The following is a 17614-nucleotide window of genomic DNA, read 5'->3' on the forward strand; positions in this document are numbered from 1 at the left end:
TTTTTTTAAGCTTCATTTATGCTAGCTTCGTTATGCTCATTACGAGGTGAGGAACATGAAATTAAAAAATAGATTTCAACGGAAAGAAAAAAAATATTTATTAACCGAAGAACAATACGCCTATTTGCAACAACATTTTTCTCTAATGCAAATGGATCAATACGGGAAACATACCATTTTGTCTTTGTATTATGACGACAGTGATTTCACTTTAATTAAACGGTCAATCGCCAAACCGAATTACAAAGAAAAATTTCGCGTCCGTTCTTATGGCTGCCAAGAACAAAATGGTCCGATATTTTTAGAAATTAAGAAAAAAGTCAACGGCATTGTTTATAAACGTCGGCTGCAAATTGAAGACCAGCAGTTAGCAACGTTTAATCAACAGCCAAAAAGAATTGCAGTTGATCCATCTGATCAACAAGTGAAAAGTGAAATTGATTATTTGGTGGAACGGATGCATTTGTATCCGCAAGTATTGATTGCTTATGATCGGGAAGCTTTTTTTGGAGTTGACGATGAAGATTTTCGAATTACTTTTGATCATCAGATCCGTTTTCGGACCGATCAATTAGACTTTCATCACGGCAGCTCAGGAGAAAAAGTAACGAGTGAGTTTGCCATTTTAATGGAGGTCAAAGCGTTAGGTGCTTATCCATTATGGTTTTCGCAATTATTATCGCAGGCTAAAATTTATCCCGGGTCTTTTTCGAAATACAAAGATGTTTATCAACATCATTTAAGTACAACGAACAATATTCAACGAAAAGAGGAGATGCATTATGCTAGCTAGTTTATTTTCTACGGCCACCACGACAGTTACTTTTTCTATGGTGGATTTATTATTATCTATGGGAGCCTCATTGCTCTTAGGCTGCGTTGTAGCAGCAAGTTATATGTATAAAAATTTCTACACGAAAAATTTTGTGGTGACATTAGCCATTTTACCATTACTAGTACAGCTAGTCATTATGTTGGTCAATGGCAATCTTGGAGCTGGGGTAGCCGTCTTAGGTGCTTTTAGTCTGATTCGTTTTCGTTCCGTGCCCGGCGGCAGTAAAGAAATTGTTAGTATTTTTTGGTCGATGGGCATTGGCCTAGCTACTGGGATGGGCTATATCGGGTATGCGGCGCTATTTTCAGTCGTTACTTTTGTTTTTTATTTCCTACTGAATACGTCACACTTTGGCAAAATGAGACCAAGTCCATACAAACATTTAAAAGTGACTTTAGCTGAGGATCTTGATTTTCCAGAAATTTTTGATGATCTATTAAAAAAATATACGGTCTCAAATGAATTACAACAAGTGAAAACAACTGAAATGGGTAGTTTGTTTGAACTCAATTATTTAGTTGAGTTGAAAGATTTAAGCCAACAAAAACAATTTATCGACGAACTGCGGGTGCGCAACGGGAATTTGCCAATTTCTTTAAACCGAGTGGGCACCCAAAAAGAAGAATTATAGGAGGAATCCATCATGAGAAAGAGAAAAATAATTTCAATCTTACTAGTCAGTACAAGTATCTTATTAGCCGCTTGTCAAAGTTCAGCTGACGCCACAGATTCAAGCACAACGACTGACAGCACAACTGCAGCTGTTGATACAAGTGATGTGACGATGACGGCTTTAGCTTTAGAAAAAGAAGATGACTTGTACGGAGATTATAAAGAAGAAGATTACAATGACGATGAAACAACAGTCGATACAACAATTACTTTAGCAGATGATACGGCCACCATTGACGGTTCCGGAGCGAGTCTAAAAGGCACAACTCTTTCGATTACTAAAGGCGGCAATTATTTAATTAGTGGTACATTTACCGGAACAATTGAGGTCAATACCACCGAAGAAGTTCATTTTATTTTAGACGGAGTGACTTTAACTAATGAAACGGGTCCAGCTATTAATATTATTGAAGCCGAAAAAGTAATTGTCACTTTAGCTAAAGATAGCGAAAATACCATTTCTGATGGCGCTGATTATGCCGCTGTCGGGTCAGATGATCCTAATGCGGCGATTTATTCTAAGACCGATTTAACTTTTAACGGCAGTGGTGAACTCACGGTAGAAGGAAATTACGATAATGCCATTCAGTCTAAAGATGATTTAACTTTTATTGCTGGCACTTATCAAATAACTGCCGTCAACAATGCTATAAAAGGAAAAGATAAAGTCGCTATTTTGGACGGGGACTTTACTTTAACAACGACATCAGGCGATGCGATTCAAGCTAGCAATGCTGATGAAACAGATAAAGGATTTGTCGCCATTGACGGTGGAACTTTAGTCGTTGATTCCGGATCGGATGGTATTCAAGCCGAAACCGCCCTTTATGTTCAAAATGCAACAGTGGATATTACTACGGACACCACCGATGAAACTCTCAGTGCAAAAGGGTTAAAAGCTGGAAATAATTTAGTTGTCGACTCTGGTACAATAAAAATTTCAACCGTTGATGACGGCTTGCATTCTGATGGCGATGTTACGGTGAACGGTGGTGATTTTACCATTGCTTCTGGCGATGATGGTATTCATGCTGAGGTGAATTTAACGATTAATGCCGGCACGATTGATGTGACAGATTCAGTGGAAGGAATCGAAGGCGAAAATATTGTCATCAACGATGGTGTTGTAAATATTGTTGCCAGTGACGATGGAGTCAATGCTGCTGCAGCCTCTACTACTACAACGACCGGGGCGACTGAAAATACCGAACAGACTGTTCCAGAAGATGCCCAAGGTCAAGCGCCTAGTGATTTACCAGCAACAGACGACCAGACGGCGATAACTGAAGGGGATGCACCAACCGATTCTGAAGTTCCAACTGAAAATGGAGGAACGCCCCCTGAAAGACCCGACCGAGATGAGAGTGCAACTGGAGAAAATGCTGATGCTACAAGTGGACAACAACCAACTGGCGGCCAAATGGGCGGCGGAGGCGGCGGTGGCATGATGGAAGACGATGGATCAACTTTAACGATTAATGGCGGCACACTCACGGTGGATGCTCAAGGGGATGGTCTGGATAGTAATGGCGACATCATCATGACCGGTGGCACCGTAACTGTTAATGGTCCAACGAATTCTGGCAATGGCACTTTAGATTATGGTGGGACTTTTGAAATTAGCGGGGGCACTTTGCTTGCCGCCGGATCTTCTGGCATGGCCCAGACTGTTTCGGAAGATTCCACTCAAGTCAGTCTTGCTTTTTATCTCGATCAAGCCACAACAGCAAAATCAGTTGCTTTAACGCAAAATGGAAAAACTTTGGCTGAATTTTCGCCAACTAAATCATTTCAACAACTTGTTTTTTCTACAAGTGAACTTGCGACAGGCGATGTCACAGTCACTATTGACGGAACTGATTATCAAGTGACGTTAAGTGATACTTTAAATAGCATCAGTCAAGACGGTTCTGCCTATACCGCAACTGGCATGGGTGGCATGCCATCTGGTGGCGGATTTATGCAACAATAATAAGCTAAAAAAAATAAAAAAAGCGATAGTGGCAAAAGGAGTCTCCTTAACGCCGCTGTCGCTTTTTTCATGGTAAAATAAAACCAAATAATAAGGAGGAAGGACTATGATGTTTCGCTTTTTAGTTGTGGAAGATGATGAAAAATTAGCCGCTTCGGTGGCAGAATTTTTAAGTGATTTAGCTGACATAACTGTCGTTTATGATGGGTTAAGCGGATTGGACGAGGCGCTAACTGATTTATACGATGTCATTATTTTAGATTTAATGTTGCCTAAATTAGACGGCCTCAGTCTTTTAGCCAAATTGCGCAAAGAACAAATTTTCACCCCGGTGCTCTTGTTAACCGCCAAAGATCAACTAGCCGATAAAGTGGCAGGGTACGAATCCGGAGCTGATGATTATTTAACGAAGCCATTTTTCCGAGAAGAACTTGTTCTGAGAATTAAAGCTATTTTAAAACGAACAAAAGGATTAACCGAAGAAAAAAATTTAGTAGCGGGGACACTTCAATTAAATTTAGTTACGCACCAAATTTTAGTCGGAGAAGAAAGTTTAGAATTATTAGGAAAAGAATTTGATTTGCTCGTGTATCTAATGCAAAATCAAAAACAAATTTTAACTAAAGAACAGATTTTCGATCGCATCTGGGGCTTTCAATCGTTAACGACTCTTTCAGTAGTGGAAGTGTATATGTCTAATTTGCGTAAAAAATTACGACTCGCCGGATTTTCTGGGACGATAAAAACTTTGCGCAATGTTGGCTATCAATTTATCCCAGGATCTGGTGATTAATATGGAAGAACAACTGATCCATAAACAAAAGCGCCGTCTTTTTTTTGGTTTTTTACTTGCTTTTGCGCTGATTTTTTCCTTATTAGGTGTTTTGGTCTTTCAAGCAATTAATTTTAATTTATATGCCTCAACGGACGAGCGGCTAAATGAAGCGGTCCAAAGTGAAACAACGATAACAAGAGAAATTTCTTTTTCAAATGACTCACAAAATGATTTGCCTGAAGAAATGCCTAATCTCGGACCTAGCGCGCAAGAGAAACCCGCTGATAATCAAAAACCTGGGGACTTTCAACAAATTGTGATTTTGCGCACCGCTACGGGAACGATTTTAAATGAAGAAGCGTTAGGTGTGCGGTATAATGAGTTGCAACAAGTTCAATTTGATCCGCAAAATCTTGATGAAATTACGAGTGTCACCGTCTAAAATCAAGATGGAACGACGCATCATTTTCATCAATTAACGGTGGAAAAAACCAACAGTCAAGTTTCAGAACTTGCCTATTTGCAAGTATTAATTAACACCGATCAATTGCAAGAAAGCATGAATTCTTTTAAAATAACTTTACTGATTGCTATGGCGATTGCCTTTTTGGTTTCGGTTTTCTTAAGTCTGGCCTTAACAAATCGGGCCTTAAAACCAGTCTTGAAAAGTTGGGACAAACAACAAGCCTTTGTCGCCAATGCTTCTCATGAATTACGAACGCCGCTAGCTGTGATGCAATCTCAACTGGAAGCTTTATTTTTAACGCCAGAAAAAACAGTAGTGGAAGCTTCTGAGCCCATTGCCACTACTTTAAGTGAAATTCGCCGGCTGACCAAATTATCTAATGACCTATTGCTTTTGGCGCGCTTTGACGCTAAGCAATCTTTCAGCCAAAAAAAATCAGTCGATATCGCTGATTTTTTAGAAAATATTACCGAACCGTATACAGAGCTTGCGGCAAGTTTGGGCAAACAATTGGTGATTGATAATTCGGCTTTTGAAAAAGTTCTCGTTGACCCTGAACAAATGCAACAAGTCTTGCTAATTTTATTAGATAACGCGTTGAAATTTACTGGTACAGATGGGAAAATTGTCATTACTTCTCGAGTGACGGATAAATATTGGCAGCTGTCTGTTGCCGATAACGGCGTTGGTTTTGATGAAAAAGATCAAGAGAAGATTTTCGAACGCTTTTACCGGGAAGATACTGCTCGGACGACTAAAGGAAGCGGTTTGGGATTGTCGATTGCCAAGATGATTATTGAAAGTCACGGCGGAAAATTAGTGGCTAAAAAAAATCAGGGAAAAGGGGCCATTTTTTCATGGCAAATTCCCCTAAGATTTTAAAAAATGTGGTATGGTTAGTGTATAGTTCGCTTATTAAACAATAACGTCAATAGAAAGTAGAGATTTATGGAGATTCAATTTTTAGGAACGGGATCCGGGGTGCCGGCCAAGCAACGCAATGTAAGTAGTATCGCTTTAAAATTATTAGATGAACGCAATACCATTTGGCTTTTTGATTGTGGTGAAGGGACGCAAATGCAAATTTTGCACACGACTATCAAGCCTAGAAAAATAGAAAAAATTTTTATTACTCATTTACATGGCGATCATATTTTTGGTTTGCCGGGTTTATTGAGTTCTCGTTCTTTTCAAGGAGGAACTGAACCGATAGAAATTATTGGGCCTAAAGGAATTAAAGAATATGTCCAGACTAGTCTGAGACTTACGGGAACTCATTTGACTTATCCGCTGCAGTTTCAAGAATTAACGGCAGGCGGCGTGGTGGTAGATGATGCAACGTTTAAAGTCACCGCCGCACCATTAGATCACGGGATAAAATGTTTTGGTTATCGGATGGAAGAAGCCAGCCATGTCGGTGAATTGCAAGTGGAAAAATTGCGGGCTGAAAAAATTCCTGCCGGACCAATTTATGGTCAATTAAAAGCGGGAAAAACCGTTAATTTGCCAGATGGCAGACAAATTTTTGGCGCTGATTATATTGGCAAAGATCGACCAGGGCGCATTGTGACTATTTTAGGAGACACGCGGATTAGTCAAAATGGCGAACAATTAGCTGTTGGCGCTGATCTTTTAGTTCATGAAAGTACTTTTGCATTTGGCCAAGAAAAAATGGCCCGCGCTTATTTTCATTCGACTAATGTCCAAGCTGCTCAAATGGCCAAACGCGTTGGCGTGAAAAAATTATTACTAACCCATATTTCTGCGCGATTTTTAGCAAAAGATGCTTTGCTTTTACAAAGTCAAGCGCAAGAAATTTTTCCAGATACAACCGTTGTGAAAGATTTTGATCAATTTGAAATTCCAATGAAGGAGTGAATCAAACGAAAAATTTAACAGATAAAGTAATTTTGATTACTGGGGGATCGTCAGGAATGGGCGAACAGATTGCCTATGAAGCTGCTAAACGCGGCGCTGTTGTGGTAGTAAGTGCTCGGCGGGCAGAATTATTAGCCGATGTCGTTGAACGCTGCCAAATTTTATCCGGTAAACAAGCTTACGGTTTTCCTTGTGATGTTTCTGATCCAGATAGTTGCGATGAGCTGATTGAAAAAGTAGATCGGACAGTAGGCGCAGTCGATGTCTTAGCCAATGTGGCGGGTTTTGGTATTTTTGAAAATTATTTAGATATTGATTTTAAAGATGTTCGCTCGATGTTTGCTGTTAACGTTTTAGGTTTAATGTATTTAACGCAACATTATGCGGCTAAAATGGTGACGCGCGGCCACGGTCAAATTGTCAACTTTTCCTCGCAAGCTGGAAAAATTGCCACTCCTAAGTCTAGTGTCTATTCCGCAACTAAATTTGCGATTGTTGGTTTTTCAAATGCGCTACGCTTAGAATTAAAACCATTTGGCGTGCAGGTGTTGACCATTTGTCCAGGACCAATTACGACCTCTTTTTTTTCCAAAGCGGATCCTTCCGGCGATTATATTGAAAAAGTAAAACAATTCGCCCTAGAACCTGAAGCGCTGGCTAAAAAAATTGTCGATGCTTTCTTAACGAACAAACGGGAAATTAATGCACCGTGGTATATGGAGGCAGCTGGCAGATTTTATGTTTTATTCCCCCATGTAGGAGACGTATTAGCAGGATCTATTTTTAATCAAAAATAAATAGGAGGGTCATGATGAAACGTTCATGGCAAGTCATTTTAGGGTTTATCTTGGTTTTTTTAGTAGTTTTATTTGCAGTAGTCAATGTTAAATCGGTGCCGGTAAATTTAGGCATCGTCCAATTAAATGCGCCGTTAATTTTAGTGATTTTAGCGTCCGCATTTGTCGGAGCGATTGTAGTTTTTTTAACCAGTTCCGCTAGTTTGCTACAAAAAAATCGCCAAATAAAAAAATTGAAACAAACAGCTACTAATAATCAAGCCGAACAAGAAAAACAAATCGCAACAGTAAAAGAAGAACAACAAAGAGAATTTGAACGGCAAGTAGCAGAATTAAAAGCAGATTATGAAACACAGTTAAAAGTCGCCAATCAACCAATTGCGCCCGTAACAGAAGAACAATTACCTAAATCTGGAAATATTGATTATTTTGGCTAAAAAATGGCATTAGCCATTTTTTTTTGCCGGAATTAAGAATACTTTCAACCATCATTCAATAAGGCAGAGTGCGAGTGCTTATTCATTTAGGCCAAGTATCGAGCCAATTTTTATGAAATCAACTCGTGAACAACTCGAGGAGGAAAATTCATGGAGATACCACTAATAAAAACCATAGATTTAGGATATGAAGTAGATGGTAAAACTATTTTAAAAGGGATTAATCTAGCGATTGAACCAGGAGAATTTTTAACGATTACAGGTCCATCTGGAAGTGGTAAAAGTACGTTATTAAAAATTATGGCCACAATGTTGTCGTCGACTGAAGGTCAGTTATTTTATCAAAATAAATCCATTGAAGAGTATGAACCGACTGCTTACCGAAAAGAAGTTTCGTACTGTTTTCAAACGGCAACTCTTTTTGGAGAAACAGTAAAAGATAATTTAGCATTTCCTTTTGAAATTAGAGACCAGACTTTCAACCAAGAAAAAGCTTTTTCTGCTTTAAAAAGCGTTGGCCTAGAAAAAGAGTATCTCACGAAATCGGTCAATTCATTATCTGGCGGGGAAAAACAAAGAGTAGCATTGATTCGTAATATGTTGTTTATGCCTAAAGTATTATTGCTCGATGAAGTGACCAGCGCCCTGGATGAAGAAAATCAGATAATTATTCGTTCTTTAATCCATCAATTAAATCAAAAGCAAGGACTCACTATAGTTTGGGTCACCCATAATGCGCAAGAGATTCAATCTTCAAATCGTATGATTCGCTTAATTAATGGAGTAGTGGAGGAAGCAAAATGAACTTAGCTATTAATAATGTATCTTTATTATTTGCAACGGCTCTGGTGGGAATAGCACTTATTGTTGTTTATAAAGAGAAATTAGGCTTAGGTAAAGATATTTTAATTAGTGTCGTTCGCGCAGTGGTTCAATTAGTGGCGGTCGGTTATTTATTAGGCTACGTTTTTAAATTAAATAATGTCGTTTTGACCTTAGCACTTGTTTTAGTTATTATTTTTAACGCGTCATATACGGCCGGTAAGAAAAGCAATGGCATAGCAAATGCTTTTAAAATATCATTTATTGCTATATTATCAGCAACTAGTCTTACGTTAGTTGTGTTGATCTTATCGGGATCGGTTTTATTTATTCCTTCACAAGTTATTCCAGTATCCGGCATGATTGCCAGTAATTCAATGATTGCTATTGGAATTTGTTATCGAAACTTAAATGCAAAATTCAAAGATCAGCGGCAACAAGTACTAGAAATGTTATCTTTAGGAGCAAATTTAAAACAAGCCTCGATTAGCATTGTTCGTGACAGTATTCGCTCAGGGATGTTGCCCACAATTGAGTCTGCAAAAACAATCGGAATTGTTAGTTTGCCTGGGATGATGTCTGGCTTAATGTTTGCAGGTGTTGATCCGACAGATGCCATAAAGTATCAAATTATGGTTACCTTTATGTTATTATCAACAACGAGTATTGCTTCTGTAATTGCAAGTTATATGGCGTATAAAGAATTTTACACAGCAAGTAAACAATTAAAAAACTGAAAGACAATCTTTTTTTTGCGTGAAACAAGTTTACTGAATTGAAAAAATTAAAATAAATATCCGGAGGTGGAGCCGTGAAAGAGACAAAGTATCAGTGGGAGCTACTGGAAAAAGAAACTATTCCTGAAAACTATGAAAAACAATTAGCGCCATTTGGGGTTAGTGCAGAATTTGCTCAATATGCTTGGCAAATCGGTTTGAAAACAGACGAAGACTTACGGATTTTTTTTCAGCCGACGTTAGCTGATTTATTAGATCCCTATTTATTATTTGATATGGAAAAAGCGGTGAATCGGATTCGTCAAGCCATTGAAAATCAAGAAAAAATATTAATTTATGGAGATTACGACGCCGACGGAATTACTAGTACGACTGTTTTAAAAGAAGCCATTGAAACATTAGGTGGCGATGTCGTTTATTATTTGCCCAATCGTTTTAAAGATGGTTACGGACCGAATCTTCGGGTTTACCAAGAATTTATTAATTTTGGTGTCGGCTTAATTATCACTGTTGATAATGGTGTGGCCGGTCACGAAGCGATTGCCTATGCAAAAAATGCCGGAGTCGATGTAGTAGTAACCGATCACCATGAATTGCCAGAAGTTTTACCAGATGCTTTGGCGATTGTTCATCCTAGACATCCAAGTGGGGCGTATCCATTTGGCCAACTAGCCGGCGTGGGCGTTAGTTTTAAATTGGCTTGTGCGCTGTTAGAAGAAATTCCAACTGAATTATTAGAACTAGTGGCGATTGGGACGATTGCTGACTTGGTACCAATGACCGGAGAAAATCGCACCTTAGTTCAATTAGGATTAGCGCAAATGAAATATTCTGATCGGGTGGGGTTACTAGCCCTTTTTCAAGTGGCGAAATTAGACGCCGAAAAAGTGAATGAAGAAGATATTGGTTTTCAAATTGCGCCCCGCTTAAATGCTTTAGGTCGCTTGGACGATGCAAGTTTAGGCGTTGAGCTATTATCGACGTTTGATTTTGACGAAGCCAAGGCGATGGCTTTAAAAATTGATGAAACAAATAATCAACGCAAAGAACTAGTAGCCTCTTTGACCCAAACTGCGCTAGGACAATTAACGCCTGACGATTCAATTGCCTTTGCCGCTGGAGACAATTGGCATGAAGGAATTTTAGGCATTGTCGCGGGAAAATTATTACAAGAAAAAAATGCGCCGGCCTTTGTTCTAACGTTGAATTTAGAAACGGGAATAGCAAAAGGATCAGCCCGCAGTGTGGATCAATTTAATGTTTATGAAGCGTTAAGGCAGCACGAATCATTATTTAGTGCCTTTGGTGGACATCATGCGGCAGCTGGTTTTTCATTGCCAGTGGAAAATTTGGCAGCTTTTAAGTCGGCGATGATTGAAGCTTTTTCTCAAGTGAAAAGGCAAGAAGTGAAAGAAGTAGTTAAAGTCGCTTTTTTAGAGCCAATCGATAAAATTTCTAAAAGTTTTTACCAAACATTAACTCTTTTTGGTCCATTTGGCACAGAACATAAGCGCCCGTTCGTTCAGTTGAATAATCAAACGGTAGAAAATGCTAAAACAATTGGCGATGGGACGCATTTGAAATTTCAATTAGCTAATTTATCAGGTGACCCGGTGGATGTGTTAGGTTTTGGCAAAGGCGATCAAGTGCTAGAATTTACCAACAATCAGCCGGTGGATCTCTTAGTAAATATTAGCCTTAATGAGTGGAATGGAACGAGCAAAATTCAACTTATGTTAGTCGACTTTGGTATTTCTGGTGAGCAAATCTTTGATTACCGCAGTCAAAAAAATCGCCTGCCACATGTAACAGGCAAGACGCGTTATTTGATTTTTAATGCTAAAAACAAAAAACGTTTGCAACTAGAAGACCAATCGGTGATTGATCTTAATCATATTACGCCAATTGCTGCTGCTGATAATTTAGTAATGGCCGACTGTCCGGCTGATTTACAACTAGCGCAAGAAATTTTAAAAAAATTAGCACCCACCCGAATTTTTCTTTGGTTATACAGTTTTGAAGAAGCTTATTTAAATGGTTTACCAACGCGGACTGTTTTTTCGCAAGTCTTTAAATTTTTGCAACAACAAAAAAATTTGGACGTGCGTCATAAGGTGCCGCAAGTGGCTCAATTTTTAAAAATTTCTGAAAAAAATTTAATTTTAATTATTCAGGTGTTTTTTGAATTAAATTTTGTTACAATAGAGGACGGCTTGTTAAATCCGGTGGCTAATCCAGTAGCGCATGATTTAACAACGAGCCCAAGTTATCAAAAATATCAACAACAAATGAAAACAGAAGAATTTTTACTTTATGCTCCAGTAGCGGCGATTGCCGACTGGCTGAAGTGAAGGAGGACTTTATGAATTTAAAAGATTATGTAGCGAGCATTCCAGATTATCCAGAACCCGGGATTATTTTCCGCGATATTTCCCCATTAATGGCTGACGGTGCGGCGTATCGTGAAGCGACGAAACAAATCGTTGATTATGCCAAAGAAAAAAATATCGATATGGTTGTTGGACCGGAAGCACGCGGATTTATTGTGGGCTGTCCAGTGGCTTATGAGTTAGGGGTCGGTTTTGCTCCTGCTCGTAAAAAAGGAAAATTACCTCGTAAAACTGTCGAAGTAGACTATGCTTTGGAATATGGTCATGCCACGTTGACTTTACACGAAGACGCGATTAAACCTGGCCAACGGGTTTTAATTTGTGATGATCTTCTAGCTACCGGTGGAACCATTGCAGCTACGATTGAACTTGTTGAAAAACTGGGTGGGATTGTAGTCGGTTGTGCTTTCTTGATTGCTTTAAAAGATCTCCACGGGAAAAATAAAATCAACCAAGATAAATATGAAGTTCTAACTTTAATGGAATTTTAAAAAAAAAAAGAGCACACTCATCAGCGAGTGCGCTCTTTTTTTTATTTAGCAGGTTCTAAAACTAGTTCATCGACGTCTTCATCGGCATCTGAAGCTTTAAAAATAATATTTTTTCCGTCTTTTTTCATAGTAAAATCGTCATCTAAGTCAAGATCTTCACTTTCTAAATGAATCTTATTGCCGTCGATTTTATAGTCGATTTCAAAGACCATCATGGCCAACAATTCTTGCGCAAAATCTTCGCCCAATTCGCCTAAATCTCCTAAATCTTCGGTATCCATTTCGTCAAGTTCTGGGGTCATGGTCATGGTTGAATCAGTGAAACTAGTTTTCATAGTCAGTTGGGTGTCGTCTTCTTCCATTACGGTTTGCCAATCATTTTTTTGCAAATCTTTTTGGGTAATCTTTGAACCACAACCGCCTAGAGCCAATAAACTCAAACCTAAAACTGTAAAAGCTAATATTTTTTTCATTTTAACTCCTCCTTGCTTTGTAGTATAACAATTGTTTCTTTATTTTAAAAGGGGAAAACTGGGGGAATTGGCCGTGTTTTTGGATTTTTTAGGGTAGAAAATTAATATTTTTTTCGGATTTTCTGAATTTCATCAATTTTTGTAGGTTTTCTGGTACGATATTGTTATAATATGAATGAATTGTCAAGAAGAAGGGGGAAACAAGATGTTTCGCATTTTCCCACAGAAGGAAAAATATTTGCACGCGCACCAACATGATTTTGATGCTCAAGGTGTGATTCCAAAACATGTGGCGATTATTATGGACGGCAATGGTCGCTGGGCGCAGAATCGACGGCTTCCAAGAGTGGCCGGCCATAAAGAGGGCATGGAAAATGTTAAAAGTATTACTAAAGTAGCCAGTCATCTTGGCGTTAAAGTTTTGACTTTATATGCTTTTTCGACAGAAAATTGGAAACGGCCCACCGATGAAGTAAATTATTTAATGCAGCTGCCGGTAGATTTTTTTGATGTCTTTGTGCCCGAACTGATTAAAGAAAATGTCCGGGTAACAGTGATGGGTTATACAGAATTTTTACCAGAAGCGACCCAACAAGCAGTTTTTAACGCCATTGAACAGACGAAAAATAATAGCGGCATGATTTTGAATTTTGCCCTAAATTATGGAAGTCGCGCTGAAATTGTAACCGCAGTTCAAGAAATTGCCCAACAAGCAAAAGACGACCAATTACAAATCGACGAAATTAATGAAGACGTTATTAGTCAACATTTAATGACGGCTATTTTACCAGTGGAGTTTCAAGATCCTGAACTGGTGATTCGCACTAGTGGAGAAGAACGGATTAGTAATTTTTTATTGTGGCAATTAGCCTACAGTGAATTATTTTTTACTAAAGCGTATTGGCCTGATTTTGATCAAGAACATTTGCAAGAAGCCATCGGTGCTTTTCAAAATCGCAATCGGCGCTTTGGCGGATTGAAGGAGGAGAAAAAATGAAACAACGTGTGATTACAGCAGTAGTCGCTCTGGCTATTTTTATTCCTGTCATTATTTTAGGCGGCCTTTATATGGAACTGATGGGGGCTTTATTAGCTGGGGTCGGTTTGTACGAACTTTTTAAAATGAAAGGTTTAACTTTATGGAGCTTTGAAGGAATCGTGGCACTTTTGGCGACGTTAACTTTGGTCTTACCTTTAAGTGATTGGCTGACATTCTTACCAAATGAAGTGGTGAATTACAGCTTATTTTACTTTTTTGTGATGGTTCTTTTAGCCGCCCAAGTGATTTCAAAAAATTTATATACACTTGATGAAGCAGCGTTTCCTGTATTAGCCAGTCTTTATGTGGGCACCGGGTTTCATTATCTTGTCCAAGCCCGTCAAGAAAGTTTGCATGTTTTACTTTTTGCCTTATTTATTGTTTGGGCGACGGATATTGGAGCTTATATGATTGGTCGAAAAATGGGAAAAAACAAATTGTGGCCAGAAATTTCACCTAATAAAACGGTGGAAGGGGCAATTGGCGGTGTAGTCAGTGCCTTAGTAGTTGCTTTTATTTACTTGTTGATTTATCCAGGGAAAGAATTTTTTGGCATGCCAAGTACTTATTTATTTTTATTGACGATTGTCTTTTCAGTTGTCGGTCAGTTTGGTGATTTAGTGGAATCAGCGATTAAACGCCATTACAACGAAAAAGATTCTGGAAATATTTTACCAGGACACGGCGGCATTTTGGATCGCTTTGATTCACTGCTGTTTGTATTTCCCATGATGCATCTTTTTCAATTATTTTAAAATGAATGTAAGCGACGGCTATCGTTTCGTCGCTTTTTCATAAGTTTTATTAATTTTTAGGAGGTTTTTATGAATATTGCAAGTACCATTGTGACGTTTATTTTTGTCTTTGGCGTTTTAGTCATTTTTCATGAGTTCGGTCATTTTTATTTTGCGAAAAAATCCGGCATTTTAGTGCGGGAGTTTTCTGTAGGAATGGGACCTAAAATTTTTTCTCGCCAAAAAAATGGCACCACTTACACGATTCGTTGGCTTCCTTTAGGCGGGTATGTGCGAATGGCCGGCTGGGGTGAAGATGAAAATACTTTACCGGCGGGCTCTAATGTGGGGCTAGTGTTAAAAGATGAAAAAGTGCAACGGATTAATTTATCCGATAAAATTCAACTCACCGACGCGCTGCCACTAGAAGTGACGAATGCGGATTTAGAAAAAGATTTAAAAATATCTGGTTTTGTTTATGGACAAGGAGAACAAGTATTTACTTATCCAGTCGCTCATGACGCGACGATTATTGAACAAGATGGGACGGAAATTCGGATTGCGCCGATTGATGTGCAAATGCAAAGTGCAAAAGTGTGGCAACGAATTTTAGTGAATTTTGCTGGACCTTTAAATAATTTTATTTTGTCGCTCGTCTTATTTATCGCTTTGGTCTTTATCCAAGGGGGCGTGCAAGTCACGAATACAAATTTAGTTGGCGAAATTCAAGCCAATTCCGCCGCTGAAGTAGCGGGTCTAAAGGAAAATGATGCCATCACAGCAATCGATGGAACAAAAATTACCGATTGGCAAGATTTAACGGCCATCGTCTCGCAATCTCCTGATACCCCATTACAGCTAACTGTCCAGCGCAATGGTCAAACACAAGAAGTCACGCTAATTCCAGAACCAGTGGAACAAGATGGCGTCGTGGTTGGCAAAATGGGTGTCGCCGCTCCTTTGAAAACAGATCTTACGAGTAAATTATCGGGGGGTTTTCATTTATTTATTGACAATTCCTTGGCCATTTTTAAAGTACTAGGATCGCTTTTGACTGATTTTTCTTTAGATAAATTAGGCGGACCGGTAATGATGTTCCAATATTCCTCTCAAGCCGCGCAAAGTGGGTTCACAACAATTTTAGCGTTGATGGCGATTTTATCAGTGAATCTCGGCATTATGAATTTATTGCCAATTCCAGCATTAGATGGTGGAAAAATTGTGTTAAATGTCATTGAAGGCATTAGAGGCAAACCTTTAAGCCCTGAAAAAGAAGGCATTGTCACGTTAATTGGTTTTGTTTTTATGTTTGGATTGATGATTTTAGTCACCTTCAACGACATTAGTCGCTACTTTATGAAATAGTGAGGGAAATTATGCGCCAAAGTGAATTATTTATTCCGACCTTACGCCAAACCCCAAAGGATATTACAACCGATGCTCATCAGCTCTTGATTCAATCGGGTTTTATCCGGCAAGTGGCTGCAGGCGTTTATGCTTACTTACCATTGGCCTTTCTTGTTTTAGAAAAAATAAAAAAAATTATCCGGGAAAATTTTTCTAAAGAGCAAGCCGGAGAAGTGGATTTTCCTTATTTAATGCCGGCTGATATTTTAGAAAAAAGTGGTCAATTAGACACCTTATCGCCAGAATTATTTATGATTAATGATCGCGCCCAGCGACAATTTGTACTAAGTCCTAGTGCTGAAGCCTTGTTTGCCAGTGTCGTTTTCGGTGAAGGATTATCTTATAAACGTTTTCCATTGACTTTATTTCATGTGCAAACAAAATTTCGCGACGACCAAAAAGTGCGCCACGGTTTGTTTCAAGCGCGGGAATTTTTGGTGGCAGCAGCTTATTCATTTCAAGCAACGTCTGAGTCTTTACAAACGGTCTTCAATCATTTTGAAGGAAGTTTTAATCATATTTTTCAAAGTTGCGGAATTACTGCTTTGTCCGTTCTTTCAGAAAATAGTATTTTAAAAGGTGGACTGGCCAAACAATTTGTCGCTTTAACAGATATTGGATCTGTGGAAATTGCCCGCTCCAGTGTAGGCGATTATTTAGTAAATCGACAGCTGGCCACGAATTATTTTTCAGAAAAAATAACGCATGTTAAAGAAGAAGAACTGCAAGTTGTCACAACCAGTGAATTACCAAAAGAGCTCACGCCGATTGTAGCTTGGCCGTACCAAATAGACGACCAAAAAGTATTGATTTTGCTCCCGGCTCACCGCACGCTTAATGAAAGTAAATTAAAAAACTTTTTTCTAGGCCAAACAGTTAGCAAAATCCCTGCTGAAAATTTACCATGTCCGCAAGCTTTTTTAGGGCCAATTGACCAAACTGATTTTGTTATCTACGCCGATCGGACAATTGCTCAGCAAACCAATGGCATTTATGGAGCTAATCAAGAGGATCGTTATTATCTTCATGGGAATGCCCCAAGAGATTTCATGATGCAAGCGGTGGCGGATTTTCTTTTAGTCGAAGATGGCGATACGGCTCCTGATGGCGTCGGTCAAATAGAAATTTTACGAGGCATTGATATTGCGGATTTATTAAAGCTTGATGATTTTTACGCCCAGACGCTCAATGGTTTTTACACCGATGAAAATGCTGAAAAGCAGCCGATTTTAATGAATTGTTTTGAAATTGGTATTTCCAAAATGCTCCAAGTCATCGCCCAACAACATCATGATGAAAAAGGACTCCTGTGGCCCAAAGCGGTCGCTCCTTTTGATGTCCATATTTTATTAGTAAATTTGGCTGAAAAAGTGCAAGGGGAGTTATTAACTTTTGTCGAAGAACAATTAACAGGTAGTGATTATTCTTATTTAGTAGACGACCGGCCGGAACATATTGGGGTGAAATTTGCTGATAGCGAGTTGATTGGTTGTCCGATTCGGATTGTAATTGGTAAAAAAGCTAGCGAAGGGATTTTAGAAATTACTTTGCGCCAAAGTGGCGAAAAAGTCGAAGTGAAAAAGGAAGATTTAATGGAAATTTTACCCATTTTATCAGCCTCTCAATTTTAATTCGGCTTTTTGACCCATTGCTAATTTGGCAAAAAAAGTTATAATAAACATAACGAAA

At 38.7% G+C, this 17614-nt stretch carries 18 protein-coding genes; 17 read left to right on the top strand and 1 reads right to left on the bottom strand.

Annotation, left to right across the window (positions count from 1 at the left end; all coding sequences use genetic code 11):
- Nucleotides 1–55: 55 nt before the first annotated feature.
- The 13 genes from BQ5341_RS07660 to BQ5341_RS07715 all read left to right on the top strand — a co-directional run bounded on the left by BQ5341_RS07660 (nucleotide 56) and on the right by BQ5341_RS07715 (nucleotide 12272).
- Nucleotides 56–793, top strand: coding sequence for a polyphosphate polymerase domain-containing protein (locus BQ5341_RS07660; protein WP_071131420.1), 738 nt, complete (start codon nucleotides 56–58; stop codon nucleotides 791–793).
- Nucleotides 783–1466 (top strand): DUF4956 domain-containing protein, encoded by a 684-nt coding sequence (locus BQ5341_RS07665; protein WP_071131421.1) that lies wholly within the window; start codon nucleotides 783–785, stop codon nucleotides 1464–1466. Before BQ5341_RS07660 ends, BQ5341_RS07665 begins: the two co-directional genes overlap by 11 nt.
- 12 nt (nucleotides 1467–1478) lie before the next feature.
- Nucleotides 1479–3479 carry a carbohydrate-binding domain-containing protein gene (locus BQ5341_RS07670; protein ID WP_071131422.1) on the top strand — a complete coding sequence of 667 codons (2001 nt, stop codon included), beginning with the start codon at nucleotides 1479–1481 and terminating at the stop codon, nucleotides 3477–3479.
- Between the two features lie 109 nt (nucleotides 3480–3588).
- On the top strand, nucleotides 3589–4272 hold the full coding sequence (locus BQ5341_RS07675; RefSeq protein WP_071131918.1) for a response regulator transcription factor: 684 nt from the start codon (nucleotides 3589–3591) through the stop codon (nucleotides 4270–4272).
- Between the two features lies 1 nt (nucleotide 4273).
- Nucleotides 4274–4696: a hypothetical protein gene (locus BQ5341_RS10335; protein WP_083378641.1), complete on the top strand. Its 423-nt coding sequence runs from the start codon at nucleotides 4274–4276 to the stop codon at nucleotides 4694–4696.
- Between the two features lie 39 nt (nucleotides 4697–4735).
- On the top strand, nucleotides 4736–5602 hold the full coding sequence (locus BQ5341_RS07680) for a sensor histidine kinase (RefSeq protein WP_083378642.1): 867 nt from the start codon (nucleotides 4736–4738) through the stop codon (nucleotides 5600–5602).
- A 66-nt stretch (nucleotides 5603–5668) separates the two neighbouring features.
- Nucleotides 5669–6598, top strand: a complete 930-nt coding sequence (gene rnz / locus BQ5341_RS07685; protein WP_071131423.1) for a ribonuclease Z — start codon at nucleotides 5669–5671, stop codon at nucleotides 6596–6598.
- The gene (locus tag BQ5341_RS07690) at nucleotides 6595–7395 is read left to right on the top strand and encodes an SDR family NAD(P)-dependent oxidoreductase (RefSeq protein WP_083378643.1); all 801 of its coding nucleotides are present in this window, start codon (nucleotides 6595–6597) and stop codon (nucleotides 7393–7395) included. The genes rnz and BQ5341_RS07690 overlap by 4 nt, the downstream gene beginning before the upstream one ends.
- A gap of 11 nt (nucleotides 7396–7406) precedes the next feature.
- A complete protein-coding gene (locus tag BQ5341_RS07695) occupies nucleotides 7407–7832 on the top strand; it encodes a LapA family protein (protein ID WP_235836387.1) in 426 nt (141 codons plus the stop codon).
- A 150-nt stretch (nucleotides 7833–7982) separates the two neighbouring features.
- A complete protein-coding gene (locus tag BQ5341_RS07700) occupies nucleotides 7983–8636 on the top strand; it encodes an ABC transporter ATP-binding protein (RefSeq protein WP_071131425.1) in 654 nt (217 codons plus the stop codon).
- A complete protein-coding gene (locus BQ5341_RS07705; protein WP_071131426.1) occupies nucleotides 8633–9391 on the top strand; it encodes an ABC transporter permease in 759 nt (252 codons plus the stop codon). Before BQ5341_RS07700 ends, BQ5341_RS07705 begins: the two co-directional genes overlap by 4 nt.
- A gap of 74 nt (nucleotides 9392–9465) precedes the next feature.
- On the top strand, nucleotides 9466–11742 hold the full coding sequence (gene recJ / locus BQ5341_RS07710; protein ID WP_071131427.1) for a single-stranded-DNA-specific exonuclease RecJ: 2277 nt from the start codon (nucleotides 9466–9468) through the stop codon (nucleotides 11740–11742).
- 11 nt (nucleotides 11743–11753) lie between these two features.
- A complete protein-coding gene (locus BQ5341_RS07715) occupies nucleotides 11754–12272 on the top strand; it encodes an adenine phosphoribosyltransferase (RefSeq protein ID WP_071131428.1) in 519 nt (172 codons plus the stop codon).
- Nucleotides 12273–12313: 41 nt separating this feature from the next.
- On the opposite strand, the gene BQ5341_RS07720 is transcribed toward BQ5341_RS07715, so the two are convergent.
- Nucleotides 12314–12745: a hypothetical protein gene (locus BQ5341_RS07720; protein WP_071131429.1), complete on the bottom strand. Its 432-nt coding sequence runs from the start codon at nucleotides 12743–12745 to the stop codon at nucleotides 12314–12316.
- A gap of 205 nt (nucleotides 12746–12950) precedes the next feature.
- Here BQ5341_RS07720 and uppS point away from each other — a divergent pair, with 205 nt between their 5' ends.
- The 4 genes from uppS to proS all read left to right on the top strand — a co-directional run bounded on the left by uppS (nucleotide 12951) and on the right by proS (nucleotide 17556).
- A complete protein-coding gene (uppS, locus tag BQ5341_RS07725; protein WP_071131430.1) occupies nucleotides 12951–13742 on the top strand; it encodes an undecaprenyl pyrophosphate synthase in 792 nt (263 codons plus the stop codon).
- Nucleotides 13739–14539, top strand: coding sequence for a phosphatidate cytidylyltransferase (locus BQ5341_RS07730; RefSeq protein WP_071131431.1), 801 nt, complete (start codon nucleotides 13739–13741; stop codon nucleotides 14537–14539). Before uppS ends, BQ5341_RS07730 begins: the two co-directional genes overlap by 4 nt.
- A gap of 69 nt (nucleotides 14540–14608) precedes the next feature.
- The gene (gene rseP / locus BQ5341_RS07735; RefSeq protein ID WP_071131432.1) at nucleotides 14609–15883 is read left to right on the top strand and encodes an RIP metalloprotease RseP; all 1275 of its coding nucleotides are present in this window, start codon (nucleotides 14609–14611) and stop codon (nucleotides 15881–15883) included.
- Nucleotides 15884–15894: 11 nt separating this feature from the next.
- Nucleotides 15895–17556: a proline--tRNA ligase gene (gene proS, locus BQ5341_RS07740; RefSeq protein WP_071131433.1), complete on the top strand. Its 1662-nt coding sequence runs from the start codon at nucleotides 15895–15897 to the stop codon at nucleotides 17554–17556.
- The last annotated feature ends 58 nt before the right edge of the window (nucleotides 17557–17614 follow it).

Source organism: Enterococcus timonensis, from assembly GCF_900104595.1.
Taxonomy (GTDB): Bacteria; Bacillota; Bacilli; order Lactobacillales; family Enterococcaceae; genus Enterococcus_J; species Enterococcus_J timonensis.

Bases quoted from the DNA above. Each gene is read 5' to 3' on its own strand.
- BQ5341_RS07660 (WP_071131420.1), top strand. From the start codon at position 56: ATGAAATTAAAAAATAGATTTCAACGGAAAGAAAAAAAATATTTATTA.
- BQ5341_RS07665 (WP_071131421.1), top strand. From the start codon at position 783: ATGCTAGCTAGTTTATTTTCTACGGCCACCACGACAGTTACTTTTTCT.
- BQ5341_RS07670 (WP_071131422.1), top strand. From the start codon at position 1,479: ATGAGAAAGAGAAAAATAATTTCAATCTTACTAGTCAGTACAAGTATC.
- BQ5341_RS07675 (WP_071131918.1), top strand. From the start codon at position 3,589: ATGTTTCGCTTTTTAGTTGTGGAAGATGATGAAAAATTAGCCGCTTCG.
- BQ5341_RS10335 (WP_083378641.1), top strand. From the start codon at position 4,274: ATGGAAGAACAACTGATCCATAAACAAAAGCGCCGTCTTTTTTTTGGT.
- rnz (WP_071131423.1), top strand. From the start codon at position 5,669: ATGGAGATTCAATTTTTAGGAACGGGATCCGGGGTGCCGGCCAAGCAA.
- BQ5341_RS07695 (WP_235836387.1), top strand. From the start codon at position 7,407: ATGATGAAACGTTCATGGCAAGTCATTTTAGGGTTTATCTTGGTTTTT.
- BQ5341_RS07700 (WP_071131425.1), top strand. From the start codon at position 7,983: ATGGAGATACCACTAATAAAAACCATAGATTTAGGATATGAAGTAGAT.
- BQ5341_RS07705 (WP_071131426.1), top strand. From the start codon at position 8,633: ATGAACTTAGCTATTAATAATGTATCTTTATTATTTGCAACGGCTCTG.
- BQ5341_RS07715 (WP_071131428.1), top strand. From the start codon at position 11,754: ATGAATTTAAAAGATTATGTAGCGAGCATTCCAGATTATCCAGAACCC.
- BQ5341_RS07720 (WP_071131429.1), bottom strand. From the start codon at position 12,745: ATGAAAAAAATATTAGCTTTTACAGTTTTAGGTTTGAGTTTATTGGCT.
- uppS (WP_071131430.1), top strand. From the start codon at position 12,951: ATGTTTCGCATTTTCCCACAGAAGGAAAAATATTTGCACGCGCACCAA.
- BQ5341_RS07730 (WP_071131431.1), top strand. From the start codon at position 13,739: ATGAAACAACGTGTGATTACAGCAGTAGTCGCTCTGGCTATTTTTATT.
- rseP (WP_071131432.1), top strand. From the start codon at position 14,609: ATGAATATTGCAAGTACCATTGTGACGTTTATTTTTGTCTTTGGCGTT.
- proS (WP_071131433.1), top strand. From the start codon at position 15,895: ATGCGCCAAAGTGAATTATTTATTCCGACCTTACGCCAAACCCCAAAG.